Origin of the sequence: Streptomyces sp. NPDC059455, from assembly GCF_042750115.1 — a bacterium.
In the GTDB taxonomy this organism is placed as follows: domain Bacteria; phylum Actinomycetota; class Actinomycetes; order Streptomycetales; family Streptomycetaceae; genus Streptomyces; species Streptomyces endocoffeicus.
Window position 1 is genome coordinate 9,972 of the sequence record NZ_JBHYVB010000019.1, and the last position, 16,180, is coordinate 26,151.

Annotated in this window: 15 protein-coding genes; 8 read left to right on the forward strand and 7 right to left on the reverse strand. The window is 71.7% G+C overall.

The features are described 5' to 3' along the window. Positions 1-117: 117 nt before the first annotated feature. Both ACFXB5_RS09285 and ACFXB5_RS09290 read right to left on the reverse strand, forming a co-directional pair. On the reverse strand, positions 118-1,347 hold the full coding sequence (locus ACFXB5_RS09285; protein ID WP_385204448.1) for a DUF349 domain-containing protein: 1,230 nt from the start codon (positions 1,345-1,347) through the stop codon (positions 118-120). A gap of 209 nt (positions 1,348-1,556) precedes the next feature. Next, positions 1,557-2,420: a peptidylprolyl isomerase gene (locus ACFXB5_RS09290; RefSeq protein ID WP_385204451.1), complete on the reverse strand. Its 864-nt coding sequence runs from the start codon at positions 2,418-2,420 to the stop codon at positions 1,557-1,559. 152 nt (positions 2,421-2,572) lie between these two features. On the opposite strand from ACFXB5_RS09290, the gene ACFXB5_RS09295 reads away from it, so the two are divergent. Further along, positions 2,573-3,289 carry an MBL fold metallo-hydrolase gene (locus ACFXB5_RS09295; RefSeq protein WP_385204454.1) on the forward strand — a complete coding sequence of 239 codons (717 nt, stop codon included), beginning with the start codon at positions 2,573-2,575 and terminating at the stop codon, positions 3,287-3,289. 13 nt (positions 3,290-3,302) lie between these two features. Further along, positions 3,303-4,565, forward strand: coding sequence for a histidine--tRNA ligase (gene hisS, locus ACFXB5_RS09300; protein ID WP_385204457.1), 1,263 nt, complete (start codon positions 3,303-3,305; stop codon positions 4,563-4,565). Between the two features lie 74 nt (positions 4,566-4,639). On the opposite strand, the gene ACFXB5_RS09305 is transcribed toward hisS, so the two are convergent. The 4 genes from ACFXB5_RS09305 to ACFXB5_RS09320 are packed head-to-tail and all read right to left on the reverse strand — an operon-like array spanning position 4,640 to position 8,245. Then, positions 4,640-5,260 (reverse strand): response regulator, encoded by a 621-nt coding sequence (locus ACFXB5_RS09305; RefSeq protein ID WP_385204460.1) that lies wholly within the window; start codon positions 5,258-5,260, stop codon positions 4,640-4,642. Further along, positions 5,257-6,552: a sensor histidine kinase gene (locus tag ACFXB5_RS09310; protein ID WP_385204463.1), complete on the reverse strand. Its 1,296-nt coding sequence runs from the start codon at positions 6,550-6,552 to the stop codon at positions 5,257-5,259. Before ACFXB5_RS09310 ends, ACFXB5_RS09305 begins: the two co-directional genes overlap by 4 nt. Continuing rightward, positions 6,510-7,370 carry an ABC transporter permease gene (locus ACFXB5_RS09315; protein WP_385204466.1) on the reverse strand — a complete coding sequence of 287 codons (861 nt, stop codon included), beginning with the start codon at positions 7,368-7,370 and terminating at the stop codon, positions 6,510-6,512. Before ACFXB5_RS09315 ends, ACFXB5_RS09310 begins: the two co-directional genes overlap by 43 nt. Continuing rightward, positions 7,367-8,245: an ABC transporter ATP-binding protein gene (locus ACFXB5_RS09320; RefSeq protein WP_385204469.1), complete on the reverse strand. Its 879-nt coding sequence runs from the start codon at positions 8,243-8,245 to the stop codon at positions 7,367-7,369. Before ACFXB5_RS09320 ends, ACFXB5_RS09315 begins: the two co-directional genes overlap by 4 nt. Before the next feature lie 179 nt (positions 8,246-8,424). On the opposite strand from ACFXB5_RS09320, the gene ACFXB5_RS09325 reads away from it, so the two are divergent. Both ACFXB5_RS09325 and ACFXB5_RS09330 read left to right on the forward strand, forming a co-directional pair. Continuing rightward, on the forward strand, positions 8,425-9,081 hold the full coding sequence (locus tag ACFXB5_RS09325; protein WP_385204472.1) for a vitamin K epoxide reductase family protein: 657 nt from the start codon (positions 8,425-8,427) through the stop codon (positions 9,079-9,081). 62 nt (positions 9,082-9,143) lie between these two features. Next, positions 9,144-10,532: a replication-associated recombination protein A gene (locus ACFXB5_RS09330; RefSeq protein ID WP_210947496.1), complete on the forward strand. Its 1,389-nt coding sequence runs from the start codon at positions 9,144-9,146 to the stop codon at positions 10,530-10,532. A gap of 156 nt (positions 10,533-10,688) precedes the next feature. Here the strand turns inward: ACFXB5_RS09330 and ACFXB5_RS09335 are convergent, their stop codons facing one another. Continuing rightward, a complete protein-coding gene (locus tag ACFXB5_RS09335; protein ID WP_385204476.1) occupies positions 10,689-11,453 on the reverse strand; it encodes a DUF2470 domain-containing protein in 765 nt (254 codons plus the stop codon). A 193-nt stretch (positions 11,454-11,646) separates the two neighbouring features. On the opposite strand from ACFXB5_RS09335, the gene rpsD reads away from it, so the two are divergent. The 4 genes from rpsD to alaS all read left to right on the forward strand — a co-directional run bounded on the left by rpsD (position 11,647) and on the right by alaS (position 16,011). Further along, positions 11,647-12,258, forward strand: a complete 612-nt coding sequence (gene rpsD, locus ACFXB5_RS09340; protein WP_201854561.1) for a 30S ribosomal protein S4 — start codon at positions 11,647-11,649, stop codon at positions 12,256-12,258. A gap of 296 nt (positions 12,259-12,554) precedes the next feature. Then, positions 12,555-13,001 (forward strand): DUF948 domain-containing protein, encoded by a 447-nt coding sequence (locus ACFXB5_RS09345; protein ID WP_385204481.1) that lies wholly within the window; start codon positions 12,555-12,557, stop codon positions 12,999-13,001. Between the two features lie 8 nt (positions 13,002-13,009). Continuing rightward, entirely contained in the window at positions 13,010-13,339 is a 330-nt protein-coding gene (locus tag ACFXB5_RS09350; RefSeq protein ID WP_037951636.1) for a DUF6167 family protein, read from the forward strand. After that, positions 13,339-16,011 carry an alanine--tRNA ligase gene (alaS, locus tag ACFXB5_RS09355; RefSeq protein ID WP_385204484.1) on the forward strand — a complete coding sequence of 891 codons (2,673 nt, stop codon included), beginning with the start codon at positions 13,339-13,341 and terminating at the stop codon, positions 16,009-16,011. The genes ACFXB5_RS09350 and alaS overlap by 1 nt, the downstream gene beginning before the upstream one ends. The last annotated feature ends 169 nt before the right edge of the window (positions 16,012-16,180 follow it).

Here is a 16,180-nt window from a genome sequence, read left to right on the forward strand (position 1 = left end):
CCCTCAAACCCCGTTTCCACCCCGCTGTCGAACACCCCCCCCGCCGCTCACCCCCCGGCGGCCGCCCCCGGCGCCTTCGCCCCGGGGGCCCGCCGCCGTACGCGGATCAGCGCGCGCTCAGCCGCCGAACTCCTGGAGGCCCTTCAGCGCCTGGTCCAGCAGCGCCTGCCGGCCCTCGAGCTCCTTGGAGAGCTTGTCGGCCTTCGCGTTGTTCCCCGCCGCGCGGGCCGCGTCGATCTGGGACCGCAGCTTGTCCACGGCGTCCTGCAACTGGCCGGTGAGCCCCGCGGCGCGCGCCCGCGCCTCGGGGTTGGTCCGCCGCCACTCCGTCTCCTCGGCGTCCTGGATGGCGCGCTCCACCGCGTGCATCCGGCCCTCGATACGGGCGCGGGCGTCCCTCGGCACATGGCCGACGGCCTCCCACCGCTCGTTGATCGACCGGAAGGCCGCGCGGGACGCCTTCATGTCCGAGATCGGCAGCAGCTTCTCGGCCTCGACGACGAGCTCCTCCTTACGGGTGAGATTCTCCCGCTGCTCGGCGTCACGCTCCGCGAAGACCTCGCTACGGGCCTGGAAGAAGATGTCCTGCGCACCGCGGAAGCGGTTCCACAGGTCCTCCTCGGACTCGCGCTGGGCGCGGCCCGCGGCCTTCCAGTCCGACATCAGCTCCCGGTACCGGGCCGCGGTCGGACCCCAGTCGGTGGAGCCGGAGAGCGCCTCGGCCTCGGCGACCAGCTTCTCCTTGGTCTGCCGGGCCTCCTCGCGCTGTGCGTCCAGGGCGGCGAAGTGCGCCTTGCGCCGCTTGGAGAACGCCGAGCGGGCGTGCGAGAAGCGGTGCCACAGCTCGTCGTCGGTCTTGCGGTCCAGCCGGGGCAGGCCCTTCCAGGTGTCCACCAGGGCGCGCAGCCGCTCCCCGGCCGCCCGCCACTGCTCGCTGGCGGCCAGCTGCTCGGCCTCGGCGACCAGGTCCTCCTTGGCCCTGCGGGCCTCGTCGGTCTGGACCGCCTTGGCCGCCTTGCGCTGCTCGCGGCGGACCTCGACCTCTCCGGTGAGCTTGTCGAGCCGCTTCTTCAGCGCGTCCAGATCGCCGACCACGTGATGCTCGTCCACCTGGTGGCGGATGTGCTCGATGGCCGCTGTCGCGTCCTTGGCGGACAGATCGGTGGTCTTGACCCTGCGCTCGAGGAGGCCGATCTCGACGACCAGCCCGTCGTACTTGCGCTCGAAGTAGGCGAGGGCCTCTTCCGGCGATCCCGCCTGCCACGATCCGACGACCTGCTCCCCGTCGGCCGTACGCACGTACACGGTCCCCGCCTCGTCGACGCGGCCCCAAGGCTCGCTGCTCACAGCGCCTCCTCCACATGATGCCGGGGCGGGCGCGCGGCCCGCCGGCATCGTCCACAGTTTCTTCCGACCGGGATACGCCCTGGCCAGTCTCATATCAGGGTGGCGGCCATCGGGCCAGGCACCCTACACAACGCCAACATAGGCGACCGGTGCCCCGGCTGTCCGTATCCTGCGCGACCGAAATTTCGCAGTACGCGAGCCCGGCGACCTCAGGACTTGCCGACCGTCGCCTTGTTGATCACCACGCTGGCGTTCGGGGCGGTGTTCATCGTCTGGTCCGGCGGAGCCGCCCCGGCATTCGCGATCTTCTCCAGGACCTTCATCCCGGCCTTGTCCACGGTGCCGAAGGGCGTGTAGTCCGGCGGGAGGTCGCTCTTCTTGTACACCAGGAAGAACTGGCTGCCGCCGGTGTTCCGGCCCTGCTTGGTCTGCGGGTTGTACTGGTTGGCCATGGCGACGGTCCCGGCCGGGTACTTGCCGCCCTTGATCGAGGCGTCCTTGAGGTTCTCGTCCGGGAGGGTGTAGCCGGGACCGCCCGCGCCGGTGCCCTGCGGGTCACCGCACTGGAGCACGTAGATCCCCTGGTTCACCAGCCGGTGGCACTTGGTGTGGTCGAAGTAGCCCTTGCCGGCCAGGAAGCTGAAGGAGTTGACCGTGTGCGGCGCCTTGCCCGCGTCCATGGTCATGGAGATGTCCCCGCAGGTCGTCTCCAGCTTCATCGTGTAGGAGGCCGACTTGTCGATCGTGACCGCCGGCTCCTTCTTCCACGACAGCTTCTTGGGCTTCTTGCCCGCGACCGCCTTCGCCTCCTTGGCGCAGGGGTCCGGCGCCTTGCTGGTGGGGGCGGCCGAGGGGGTGGCGGAGGAGGCGGCGTCGTCCTTCTTGTCCTTGTCGTTCCCGGACAGCGCGCCCGTGGCCGCGACGGCACCGCCGCCGGCCAGGACCACGGCCAGCACGGCGGCGATCACCACATTGCGCTGCCGCGACTTGTGCCGGGCGGTTTCGCGCCGCTGCTGCTGCCGAAGGTACTTCTCCCGGGCGAGTTGCCTCCGCCGCTGCTCGTTACTGACCACCGGGTCGTCTCCTCATGGCGTGTGCCGTCGGTGTGCTGCTGTTGTGTACGAGGGCTCGGCCGTACGGTATACGGGTTCGCTGTGGCCGGGGCGCCGCCGGTAGGCTCTGAAGCCGCCGACAATCTTTCACCGGACGACTTCTAAGGACGATCGTGCTCATTGCCGGGTTCCCCGCCGGGGCCTGGGGGACCAACTGCTATCTGGTCGCCCCCGCCGCCGGTGAGGAGTGCGTGATCATCGACCCGGGCCATCAAGCGGCCCAAGGCGTCGCGGAGGCGGTCGCCAAGCACCGGCTCAAGCCCGTCGCGGTCATCCTCACCCACGGCCACATCGACCATGTCGCCTCGGTCGTCCCGGTCTGCGGCGCGCACGGCGTACCGGCCTGGATCCACCCGTCCGACCGCTTCATGATGAGCGACCCCGAGAAGGCCCTCGGGCGCTCCATCGGCATGCCGCTGATGGGCGAACTCACCGTGGGCGAGCCGGACGACGTCAAGGAGCTGGCCGACGGCGCCGAGCTGAAGCTGGCCGGCCTGGAGCTCACCGTCGCGCACACCCCGGGCCATACCAAGGGGTCGGTGACCTTCCAGATGCCCGAGCAGGCGGACATCCCGTCCGTCTTCTTCGCGGGCGATCTGCTCTTCGCCGGCTCCATCGGACGCACCGATCTGCCCGGCGGCGATCACGCCGAGATCCTCGAGTCGCTGGCCCGTGTGGTCCTGCCGCTCGACGACTCGACCGTGGTGCTGTCCGGCCATGGCCCCCAGACCAGCATCGGCCGTGAGCGCGCCACCAACCCGTATCTGCGCGAGGTGGCCGCCGGCCTGGGAGACGGCGCCCGGCGCCCGGCTCCGCGACGAGGAATGTGACGAGAGACTTCCGTTGAGCACCTTCAAAGCCCCCCGGGGCACGTACGACCTGATCCCGCCGGCCTCCGCGACCTACCTCGCGGTGCGCGAGGCGATCGCCGCACCGCTCAGGCGCTCCGGCTACGGCTACATCGAGACCCCCGGTTTCGAGAACGTGGAGCTCTTCGCGCGCGGCGTCGGCGAGTCCACCGACATCGTGACCAAGGAGATGTACACCCTCACCACCAAGGGCGGCGACGAACTCGCGCTGCGCCCCGAGGGCACCGCCTCGGTGCTGCGTGCCGCCCTGGAGGCCAATCTCCACAAGGCCGGATCGCTGCCGGTCAAGCTCTGGTACTCGGGCTCGTACTACCGCTACGAGCGCCCGCAGAAGGGCCGCTACCGCCACTTCTCGCAGGTCGGCGCGGAGGCGATCGGCGCCGAGGACCCGGCCCTGGACGCCGAGCTGATCGTCCTGGCCCACGACGCCTACCGCTCGCTCGGGCTGCGGAACTTCCGCATCCTGCTGAACTCGCTGGGCGACGCCACCTGCCGCCCCGTCTACCGGGCCGCCCTCCAGGACTTCCTGCGCGCCCTGGACCTGGACGAGGACACCCGGCGGCGCGTCGAGATCAACCCGCTGCGGGTGCTGGACGACAAGCGCGAGGCCGTGCGCGCGCAGCTGGCCGACGCCCCGCTGCTGCGCGACTATCTGTGCGAGGCGTGCAAGGCGTACCACGCGGAGGTCCGCGAGCTGATCACCGCGCGGGGCGTGGACTTCGAGGACGACGCGAGGCTGGTGCGCGGCCTGGACTACTACACCCGCACCACCTTCGAGTTCGTCCACGACGGCCTGGGCTCCCAGTCCGCGGTCGGCGGCGGCGGCCGCTACGACGGCCTGGCCGAGATGATCGGCGGCCCGGCCCTGCCCTCGGTGGGCTGGGCGCTCGGCGTGGACCGTACGGTGCTGGCCCTGGAGGCGGAGGGCGTTGAGCTGAACCTCCCCGCCGCCGTCAGCGTCTTCGCGGTGCCGCTGGGGGAGGAGGCCCGCAAGGTCCTCTTCGGCCTGGTCGGCGAGCTCCGCACGGCGGGCGTCGCCACGGACTTCGCCTACGGCGGCAAGGGTCTGAAGGCGGCCATGAAGGCCGCCAACCGCAGCGGCGCCCGCTACGCCATCGTGGCGGGCGAGCGCGACCTCGCCGAGAACGTGGTCCAGCTGAAGGACATGGAGTCCGGCGAGCAGTCCCCGGTCCCGCTGACCGAGGTGGTCGAGGCGGTCCGCGAACGCCTCGCCTGAGCAACGCTCGAGCCTCGCCTGACCGAGACGCAGGAAAGGGGGCACGGGAGCTTCCCGGGCCCCCTTTCGCCGCCCTACAGCAGTCCCAGCCGCATCGCGCTGGTGACCGCCGCGGTGCGGTCGTCCACGCCCAGCTTGCCGAAGGCCCGCAGCAGATGGGTCTTCACCGTCGACTCGCCGATGAAGAGACGGCGGCCGATCTCCGCGTTGGTGCACCCCTCCGCGACCAGCCGCAGCACGGCCGTCTCCCGCTCGGAGAGGCGGGGGCGCTCGGGCCGGTCACGCAGCTGGTCCATCAGCCGGGCGGCGACGGAAGGGGCCAGCACCGTCTCGCCGCGTGCGGCGGAGCGTACGGCCCCGGCCAGTTCGGCGCGGGGCATGTCCTTGAGCAGATAGCCCGCCGCCCCCGCCTCCACCGCGCGCAGGATGTCCCCGTCCGTCTCGTACGTGGTCAGCACGATCACCCGGGACGGCAGCCCGGCGGCGGTCATCCGGGCGATCGACTCCACCCCGTCGCCGTCCGGCATCCGCAGGTCCATCAGCACCACATCGGGCCGCAGCGAGGCGCACAGCGCCTCCGCCCGCGGACCGCTGTCCGCCTCGCCGACGACCGTCAGATCGGGTTCGGTGCCGAGCATGCCGCGCAGCCCCTCCCGCACCACCGGGTGGTCGTCCGCGATCAGGATCCGGATCACCGTGCGCTCCTCGTTCGTACCGTCGGCCGGGAGGGATGGGGGGACGGGGCGGGCGGCCGGACGGGCAGTTCGAGCGCGACCGTCGTGCCCTCACCCGGGGCGGCGGACACTCGAGCCGTGCCGCCCACCTCGCGCGCCCGTGCGCGCAGCCCGGCCAGGCCGTAGCCCTCGCGCGGGGCGCTCGGGTCGAAGCCGCGGCCGGTGTCCCGGACCCGCAGCCGCAGCGCGTCCTCGCCGTAGCCGAGCGCGATGGTCACCACCGCGCCCGGCCCCGCGTGCCGGCGGGCGTTGGCCAGCGCCTCCTGACAGCCGCGCAGCGCCACCACCTCCACGGCGGCGGGCAGCGGCCGGACCGCCCCCGAGACCTCGACGCCGGCGGGGGCGCCGGTCTGCTCCCCGTGCCGCGCGGCCAGCCGCCGTAGCGCGTCGGGGAGCGAGCTGCCGTCCAGGTCCGCCGGGCCCGCCCCGGCGACCAGGGCCCGGGCCTCCGCGAGGTTCTCCCGGGCCGTACGGGCCATGAGCCCCAGGTGGCGGCGGGCCAGCGGCACATCGTGGTCCAGCTCCGACTCCACCGCCTGAACCAGCATCAGCAGGCTGGTGAAGCCCTGGGCGAGGGTGTCGTGGATCTCCCGGGTCAGCCGTTCCCGCTCCGCGAGGGCGCCGTGCGCGGTCGACAGCCGGGCCACCTCCTCGCGGCTGGCCTCCAGTTCGGCGATCAGCCGGGCGCGTTCCGTGCTCTGCTGCAGGACCATGATGATCCAGCTGCCGATGAGCAGGGAGAAGGCCCAGGAGACGGCCGCGAAGAGGGAGTTGAAGAACAGATCCCCGGAGTCCGGCCGCTCCACGAGTGCCCACACCACCACCGGGACGACATTGATCACGGTGACGGCGATCAGCGCCCTGCGCATCCGCAGCAGCATGAAGCACTGCGGCGTCAGCGCGAAGATGGCGATCCGGACCTCGCCGACCAGTGCAGAGGGCACCACGAACAGCAGGAAGAGCCCCACCAGATAGACCACCGCGCGGGGGCTGTCCTCACCTTCGGTGAGCATCACCGGCCGGCCGACCAGCACGTACCACGGCGCGGTCGCGGCGAAGACGGCCGCCGCGACCGTGCGCAGTCCGGGCCCGGGGTCCGATCCGCCCAGGACGAACAGGAACGTGGCCGCGAAGACGATCGCGAAATAGGCGTCCCAGCGGCGGTAGGTGCGGTTGTACACGTCCGGATCGCGAGGGCCGGCCGGTTCGCTCAGCCGTCCCGGTGGCTCTTCCAACGGAAGGTCAGCAGACACAGCACCAATCCTCCGACGCACCAGGCGCCCAGCACCAGGGCGATCCGCCCGTACTCCCAGGAGCCCGCCTGCTCCAGTACGGCCGCCGAGTCCGGCAGGAGCACCCCGCGGAACCCCTGGCACATCCACTTCAGCGGGAAGAACGCGCCCACGGTCAGCATCCAGTCGGGCAGCGTGTCGATCGAGATGAAGACGCCGGAGATGAACTGCAGCACCAGGAACGGCAGAACGACCACCGAGGTGGCGCTCCTGCCCGAACGCGGGACGCTGCTGATCGCGATGCCCAGCAGCGCACAGCCGGTCAGCCCGAGGGCGAAGACCCAGGCGAAGGTGAGCCAGGTGGCCGCGCCCGTGGGCAGATCGAGGTCGAAGAGCGCCGCGCCGACGACCAGCAGCAGCACCGTCTCGGCGATCCCGGAGACCAGGACCAGCCACAGCTTGCCGAGGAAGTACGCGGCCGGGGGCATCGGCGTACCGCGCAGCCGCCGCAGCACCTTCTCGTCCCGTTCGAGCGCGATGGAGACGCCCAGCGACTGAAAGCTGGTCGACATCACCCCCGACGCGATCATCGCCGCGGCGTACAGCTGGGAGGCGGTCACGCCCGCGCCCCGCACATCGTCCCGGAAGATCGAGGCGAACAGGGCCAGGAAGACGATGGGGAAGGCGAAGGTGAAGACCACCTGTTCGCGCCGGCGGAAGAACTGCTTGAGCTCGAGGACGCCTCGGTGCAGCCCGAGGGTCCAGGCGCCGGGCAGCCGCCCGGGGGCGGCCCCGGAGGCGCGGCGGGCGGTGGCGGAGGTGGTCGTCGTGGTGGTCATCGCGTGCCCTCCCCGGGCTGCTCGTCGAGTTGTCCGGTGAGCCGCAGATAGACGTCCTCCAGGGTCGGCCGGGAGATCCGCAGCCCCGGGATCTCCCCGTCGAAGCGGCGCATCAGCTCCGCGACCGCACGGGTCGGGGTCTCCGTCTCCTCCTGGCGCGCCCCGCCGCCGGGCTCACTCCAGTGGACCGTCGCCCGGCTGCCGTGCCGCTCGCGCAGCTCGGCGGGCGCGCCCTCGGCCACGACCTGGCCCGCGGCGATGACCGCGAGCCGGTCGGACAGCGCTTCCGCCTCGTCCAGGTAGTGCGTGGTGAGGACGATCGTGGTGCCCTCGTCGGCCAGCCGCCGGATCAGCTCCCAGAACCGCCGCCGCGCCGCCGGGTCGAAGCCCGTCGTCGGCTCGTCCAGGAGCAGCAGCTCCGGACCGCCGATCACGCCGAGGGCCACATCCAGCCGGCGCCGCTGGCCGCCCGACAGCGCCTTGATCCGGCTGCCCGCCTTGTCCTCCAGCCCGACCAGGCCGATGACCTCCTCGGGGTCGCGTGGCCGGGGGTAGTAGCGGGCGAAATGGCGTACGGTCTCGCGGACCGTCAACTCGGCCGGGGCGGATTCATCCTGCCAAACGATGCCGATTCGGGACCGCCACTCGCGTCCCCCGGAGGCGGGGTCCCGGCCCAGCACCGTGACCTCGCCCGCGTCCCGGCTCCGATGGCCCTGGAGGATCTCCACCGTCGTGCTCTTGCCCGCCCCGTTGGGGCCCAGGACGCCGAACACCTCGCCCTGTTGAATGCCCAGGTCAACGCCGTCCAGCGCGGTCACCGCGCCATAGCGTTTGCGCAGGCCGCGTACCCGTACCGCCTCGTCTGCCATGCCCATGAGCGTGACGGTGCCGCCCCGGTCCAGGGGACGACCGGGAAGCCCGTCTTATGTCCTCCGAACGGGGGACAGGGCACCATGGCATGACCGTGATAAGCGCGCCCTACGGCGACAGCGGGTGCGGCACAATGGCCGTGCCCGACGGGGCTGGAGACGGCGGAGAGCGACGGACGGCGAGTATGGCGACGACAGTGATGGACGACGTGGAGTCCGGCGAGGCGCGGGAGGGCTCGCGGGCCGGGACGGGAGGCAGTCGTGCCTTCGCCCTCCTGCTCGTGATCACCGGAGCGCTGGGACTGCTGGCCGCCTGGGTCATCACGATCGACAAGAACAAGATCCTCGAGTACAAGGCCGACGGTAAGGTCTTCACGCCCGGCTGCAGCCTCAACCCCGTCGTCTCCTGCGGCAACATCATGGAGAGCGACCAGGCGCAGGCGTTCGGTTTCCCGAACCCGATGCTCGGCCTCGTCGCCTACGGCATCGTGATCTGCGTGGGCATGTCGTTGCTGACCGGGGCGCGCTTCCCGCGCTGGTACTGGCTGACCTTCAACGCGGGCACGCTCTTCGGCGTCGGCTTCGTGACCTGGCTCCAGTACGAGTCGCTGTACGTCATCGGTTCGCTGTGCCTGTGGTGCTGCCTGGCCTGGGTCGCCACCATCGTGATGTTCTGCTACGTCACCGGCCACAACCTCAAGCACGGCCACCTTCCCGCGCCGGACGGGCTGCGGCGCGGGCTCATGGAGTTCCACTGGGTGGTCCCGGTGGTGTGGATCGGCGTCATCGGGATGCTGATCCTGACCCGCTGGTGGGATTTCTGGACGGGCGCTCAGGGCTGAGCCCGCGCCCTCCGGACCCTGCGCGCGGCGGCGTTGTCGGTGGGTTGGCATAGGCTTCCCGGGTGGAGCCAGACCTGTTCACCGCCGCCGCAGAGGACCGCCAGGAGAAGGATCCGGCCAGCAGCCCGCTGGCCGTGCGGATGCGTCCGCGCACCCTCGACGAGGTCGTGGGCCAGCAGCATCTGCTGCGCCCCGGATCCCCGCTGCGGCGGCTCGTGGGCGAGGGCGGCGGGGGTCCGGCCGGGCCGTCCTCGGTGATCCTCTGGGGCCCGCCGGGCATCGGCAAGACGACCCTGGCGTATGTGGTCAGCCAGGCCACCCAGAAGCGCTTCGTCGAGCTGTCGGCCATCACCGCGGGGGTCAAGGAGGTCCGGGCTGTCATCGACGGCGCGCGCCGCTCCTCCGGGGCGTACGGGCGGGACACCGTGCTCTTCCTGGACGAGATCCACCGCTTCAGCAAGGCCCAGCAGGACTCGCTGCTGCCCGCCGTGGAGAACCGCTGGGTGACGCTGATCGCGGCCACCACCGAGAATCCGTACTTCTCCGTGATCTCCCCGCTGCTCTCCCGCTCGCTGCTGCTCACCCTGGAGCCGCTGACCGACGACGATCTGCGCGGGCTGCTGCGGCGCGCGCTCACCGACGAGCGCGGGCTCGGCGGGGCGGTCACCCTCCCCGAGGACGCCGAGGCGCATCTGCTGCGGATAGCGGGCGGCGACGCCCGGCGGGCGCTCACCGCGCTGGAGGCGGGCGCCGGGGCGGCCCTGGACAAGGGCGAGTCCGAGGTCACGCTGACCTCGCTGGAGGAGGCGGTCGACCGCGCCGCGGTGAAGTACGACCGCGCCGGGGACCAGCACTACGACGTGGCCAGCGCCCTCATCAAGTCCATCCGCGGCTCGGACGTGGACGCGGCGCTGCACTATCTGGCCCGGATGATCGAGGCGGGGGAGGATCCGCGGTTCATCGCCCGGCGGCTGATGATCTCGGCGAGCGAGGACATCGGCCTGGCCGATCCCACCGCCCTGCCCACCGCCGTGGCCGCGGCGCAGGCGGTCGCCCTGATCGGCTTCCCGGAGGCCGCGCTCACCCTGAGCCACGCCACCATCGCCCTGGCGCTCGCGCCGAAGTCCAACGCCGCCACCACCGCGATCGGCGCGGCGCTGGCAGATGTGCGGGCGGGCCTGGCCGGTCCGGTGCCGCCGCATCTGCGCGACGGCCACTACCAGGGCGCCAAGAAGCTCGGCCACGCACAGGGCTATCTCTATCCGCACGATCTGCCGGGCGGCATCGCGGCGCAGCAGTACGCACCGGACAAGATCCACGGCAAGCGGTACTACGAGCCCACGCGGTACGGGGCCGAGGCGCGGTACGCGGATGTGGTGGAGCGGGTGCGGGCGCGGCTGCGCGGCGACCCGCCGCCGTCCGCCGACGGTCCGGCCGCCACCTCGTCATAGGGGTCTCGTCGTAGCGGTCCGCCGACGGTCCGCCGGCACCTCGTCGTAGGGGTCTCGTCGTAGCGGTCCGCCGACGTCCGGCCGCGCCCTTGTCATAGTGGTCAGCCCCCGCCGGCAGCCGCCTCCGTCACCCCACCCCCACCGCCGGGGACGCCCTCAGCCCGCCGCCGCGTCGAACAGGGCGTGCATCGCGTACCGCAGCTCGGACACGTTCCGCACCGGCTCGGGAAAGTCGAAGCGCGCGTCGAACGGCCGGTCCGCCTCGTCCGTGAAGCGCACCCGCAGTCCGAAGCGGTCCAGCGCCACCGGGGTGGCCGGGCCCCGGGTGCAGACCAGGTCGGAGCGGTCGCCGAGCAGCGCGCACAGCCCGCGCACCTGCTCGCTGTGGGCGGCGTGCAGATGCTGGAGCAGATCGGCCTCGTGCCGGACCAGCGGATCGGGGTCGGCCGAGGTGAAGTCGTCCGGCTCGACGCCGTCCGCGCCCCACAGGTCGTCCACACACGCCTCGCCGACCTCCAGCCGCAGCAGCGTCCAGGCGGCTCTCCCGGCGGGCCCCACCCCGGTGGCCGGCCCACCGCGCCGCGGCGGCCGCGGCGCCTGGTCGAGGCCGAGCAGCTCGCCCACTGGATGCCGCTCGGCCAGCAGCGCCGCCGCGGTGCGCGTGCGCTCACCGCAGGGGACGGGGGTGAGCCAGCCGGCCACCCAGGCGCGGCCGCGGATCCGGTGGGGCATCGCGACGGGGGCGACGTCGGTGATCTCCATCACGCAGGTCAGCTCGTCGTCCTGGGCGTGGGTGGCGGCGCGGGCGGCGGGGGAGGCGCTGGGCATCAGCAGCAGCACGTCCCCGTCCGGGGCGACCGTACGGGCGGTGGGACCGTCCACCCCCAGGTCGTCCAGGGCCTCGATTCCGGGAATCGTCAACGAAGCCGTAGCCTTGCATTCAACGAGAGTACGTACGCGCTCTGCCGCTGTGGGCCGCAGGGTGCTTTCCATGGGACGCGGCTGACCCTCCTCGGGGCTCTGACCAGTGCTGGGCAGGGGGATCCCAGGTCGAAACATGCGTTCTCCTCGGCTAAGGTAAGGCTCACCTAACTTACATGGAGGTTCGTTCCCCGTGAACCAGTCGCGTCCCAAGGTCAAGAAGTCGCGGGCGCTCGGCATCGCTCTGACCCCGAAGGCCGTCAAGTACTTCGAGGCCCGCCCCTACCCGCCGGGCGAGCACGGCCGTGGCCGCAAGCAGACCAGTGACTACAAGGTCCGGTTGCTGGAGAAGCAGCGGCTGCGCGCCCAGTACGACATCAGCGAGCGCCAGATGGCCCGTGCCTACGACCGCGCCCGGAAGGCCGAGGGCAAGACGGGCGAGGCCCTGGTCGTCGAGCTCGAGCGCCGTCTGGACGCACTCGTTCTGCGGTCGGGCATCGCCCGCACCATCTACCAGGCCCGCCAGATGGTCAGCCACGGCCACATCGAGGTCAACGGCCGCAAGGTCGACAAGCCGTCCTTCCGGGTCCGCCCGGACGACGTGGTGATGGTCCGCGAGCGCAGCCGCGAGAAGGTTCCCTTCCAGGTGGCGCGCGAGGGTGGTTACGCCCCCGACGGCGAGACCCCGCGCTACCTCCAGGTGAACCTGAAGGCGCTCGCCTTCCGCCTGGACCGGGACCCCAACCGCAAGGAGATCCCGGTGATCTGCGACGAGCAGCTCGTCGTCGAGTACTACGCCCGCTGATCCGGCGGAGCGGACCGTACGCACCCGAGCCCGCGGGTTCCCTCTCGACACCGGTCGACGGGGAACCCGCGGGCTTGTCCGATGGCGGGTCCGGACCGGGCGCCCGGCGGCCGTTATGCGTTTCGGGTGCGCGTCCGCGGCGCGATAAGGTCGATACCTGCCGCCCGCACCCGGATACCGCCCGAGAGCGGCGGGCGACGGACGACGCCGAACGACGCGTCATCACGACACGTCAGCGCGCCGAGCACGACCAACACGAGACAACGACGACGAGCGGCGACAGGGAGCGGTGCGACGTGTCCGGTGGAGAGGTGGCCGGGATCCTCGTGGCCGTCTTCTGGGCGATCCTGGTGTCCTTCCTGGCGCTGGCGCTGGTGAGGCTGGCCCAGACGCTCAAGGCGGCCACCAGGCTGGTGGCGGAGGTCACCGACCAGGCGGTGCCGCTGCTGAGCGAGGCGTCCGCGACCGTGCGCGAGGCCAACACCCAGCTCGCCCGGGTGGACTCGATCGCCTCCGACGTCCAGGAGGTCACCTCCAACGCCTCCGCGCTCTCCTCGACCGTCTCCACCGCCTTCGGCGGCCCGCTGGTGAAGGTGGCCGCGTTCGGCTACGGCGTCCGGCGGGCGATCGGCCGCAAGGGGCGGGCGGAGGACGAGCCCGCGCCCGCGCGCAATGTCGTCATCGGCAAGACCCTGCCGTCCGCCCGCTGGGGCGGCCGTCGCAACCGTGGATCGAAGGGCTGACAGACCGGATGTTCCGCCGCACATTCTGGTTCACCACCGGCGTCGCCGCCGGAGTGTGGGCCACCACCAAGGTCAACCGCAAGCTCAACCAGCTCACCCCGGAGAGCCTGGCGGCGCAGGCCGCTGACCGCGCGGTGCTGGCGGGCCGGCGGATCAAGGTCTTCGCCCTCGACGTACGGGACGGCATGGCCGACCGCGAGGCCGCGCTCAAGGACGCGCTCGGGCTCTCGGCGCCACCGCCGGACGACCGCAAGCGGCTCCCGGCCCAGCGGAGCCGGGCCGAGCTGACCCGCACCACCCCCTACAAGCTCCACAAAGCCGGAAATGAGGACCACTGATGGAGTCGGCTGAAATCCGCCGCCGCTGGCTGCGCTTCTTCGAGGAGCGCGGGCACACCGTCGTGCCGTCGGCGTCGCTCATCGCGGACGACCCGACGCTGCTGCTGGTCCCCGCGGGCATGGTGCCCTTCAAGCCGTACTTCCTCGGTGAGGTCAAGCCGCCCTTCGACCGCGCCGCCAGCGTGCAGAAGTGTGTGCGTACCCCGGACATCGAAGAGGTCGGCAAGACCACCCGCCACGGCACCTTCTTCCAGATGTGCGGGAACTTCTCGTTCGGCGACTACTTCAAGGAAGGCGCCATCAAGTACGCCTGGGAGCTGCTGACCGGCTCCCAGGAGGAGGGTGGCTACGGGCTCGACCCCGAGCGGCTGTGGATCACCGTCTACGAGCAGGACGACGAGGCCGAGCGCATCTGGCGCGAGGTGATCGGCGTGCCCGCCGAGCGGATCCAGCGCCTGGGCATGGGCCCGAACTACTGGTCCATGGGCGTCCCCGGCCCCTGCGGCCCCTGCTCCGAGATCAACTACGACCGTGGTCCGGAGTTCGGCGAGGAGGGCGGCCCGGCCGTCAACGACGAGCGCTACGTGGAGATCTGGAACCTGGTCTTCATGCAGTATGAGCGCGGTCCGGGCGAGGGTAAGGAGAGCTTCCCGATCCTCGGCGAGCTCCCCAGCAAGAACATCGACACCGGTCTCGGCCTCGAGCGCCTGGCGATGATCCTGCAGGGCGTGCGGAACATGTACGAGACCGACACCCTGCGCGTCGTCATGGACAAGGCCACCGAGCTGACCGGGGTCGCCTACGGCGCCGCCCGGACTTCCGACGTCTCGCTGCGCGTGGTCGCCGACCACATGCGCACCTCCGTCATGCTCATCGGCGACGGCGTCACACCCGGCAACGAGGGCCGCGGCTATGTGCTGCGCCGCATCATGCGCCGCGCCATCCGCAACATGCGCATCCTCGGCGCCACCGAGCCGGTCGTCGGCGAGCTGGTCGACGTCGTCCTCAAGACGATGGGCCAGCAGTACCCGGAGCTGCTGACCGACCGCAAGCGCATCGAGACCGTCGCCCTCGCCGAGGAGTCGGCCTTCCTCAAGACGCTCAAGGCCGGCACCAACATCCTCGACACCGCCGTCACCGACACCAAGGCCGCCGGCGGCACCATGCTCCCCGGCGACAAGGCGTTCCTGCTCCACGACACCTGGGGCTTCCCCGTAGACCTCACCCTCGAGATGGCCGCCGAACAGGGCCTCTCGGTGGACGAGGAGGGCTTCCGCCGCCTGATGAAGGAGCAGCGGGAGCGCGCCAAGGCCGACGCCAAGGCCAAGAAGACCGGCCATGCCGACCTGTCCGCCTACCGCGAGGTGGCCGACAGCTCCGGCCTGACCGAGTTCACCGGCTACCTCCACACCGAGGGCGAGTCCACCGTCGTCGGCCTGCTGGTCGACGGGGTGTCCTCGCCCGCCGCCACCGAGGGCGACGAGGTCGAGGTCGTCCTGGACCGCACCCCGTTCTACGCCGAGGGCGGCGGCCAGCTCGCCGACACCGGCCGGATCAAGCTGGACACCGGCGCCGTGGTGGAGGTCCGGGACGTCCAGCAGCCGGTGCCCGGGGTCAGCGTGCACAAGGGTGTCGTCCAGGTCGGCGAGGTGACGGTCGGCGCCGGGGCCCACGCCCGGATCGACCTCAAGCGCCGCCGCGCGATCGCCCGCGCCCACAGCGCCACCCACCTCACCCACCAGGCGCTGCGCGACGCCCTGGGCCCGACCGCCGCCCAGGCCGGTTCGGAGAACTCGCCCGGCCGCTTCCGCTTCGACTTCGGTTCGCCGACCGCCGTGCCCGGCGGGGTCCTCACGGACGTCGAGCAGAAGATCAACGAGGTGCTCTCGCGCGAGCTCGACGTCACCGCCGAGGTGATGAGCATGGACGAGGCCAAGAAGCAGGGCGCCATCGCCGAGTTCGGCGAGAAGTACGGCGACCGGGTGCGCGTGGTGACCATCGGCGACTTCTCCAAGGAGCTGTGCGGTGGCACGCATGTGCACAACACCGCCCAGCTGGGTCTGGTGAAGCTGCTCGGCGAGTCCTCCATCGGCTCCGGGGTGCGCCGGGTCGAGGCCCTGGTGGGCGTGGACGCCTACAACTTCCTCGCCCGGGAGCACACGGTCGTCTCCCAGCTCACCGACCTGGTCAAGGGCCGCCCCGAGGAGCTCCCGGAGAAGATCTCCGGAATGCTGAGCAAGCTCAAGGAGGCCGAGAAGGAGATCGAGCGGTTCCGCGCGGAGAAGGTGCTGCAGGCCGCCGCCGGTCTCGCCCAGGGCGCCAAGGACGTCCGGGGCGCGGCCCTGGTCGCCGCCAAGGTGCCGGACGGCACCTCCGCCGACGATCTGCGCAAGCTGGTCCTGGATGTGCGCGGGCGCATCCCGGGCGACCGCCCGGCCGTCGTCGCCCTCTTCACCGTGGCGGGCGGCCGTCCGCTGACCGTCATCGCCACCAACGAGGCCGCCCGTGAGCGCGGGCTCAAGGCCGGTGACCTGGTCCGCACCGCCGCCAAGACGCTCGGTGGCGGAGGCGGCGGCAAGCCGGACGTGGCCCAGGGCGGCGGCCAGAACCCGGGGGCCGTCGGCGAGGCCATCGAGGCCGTCGAGCGGCTTGTCGCGGAATCGGACCGGTAGTCGTGCGACGCGGCAGGCGGATCGCCGTCGACGTCGGGGACGCCCGGATCGGGGTGGGGGAGTGCGTCCCCCACGGGTAGCCCGCCACAGCCCTGGCTACCGGTGGGGGGACCGACAAACCGGCCCGCCACTAGACTCTCGGGGAGTTAGTTCTGGGGTGAGTACACTT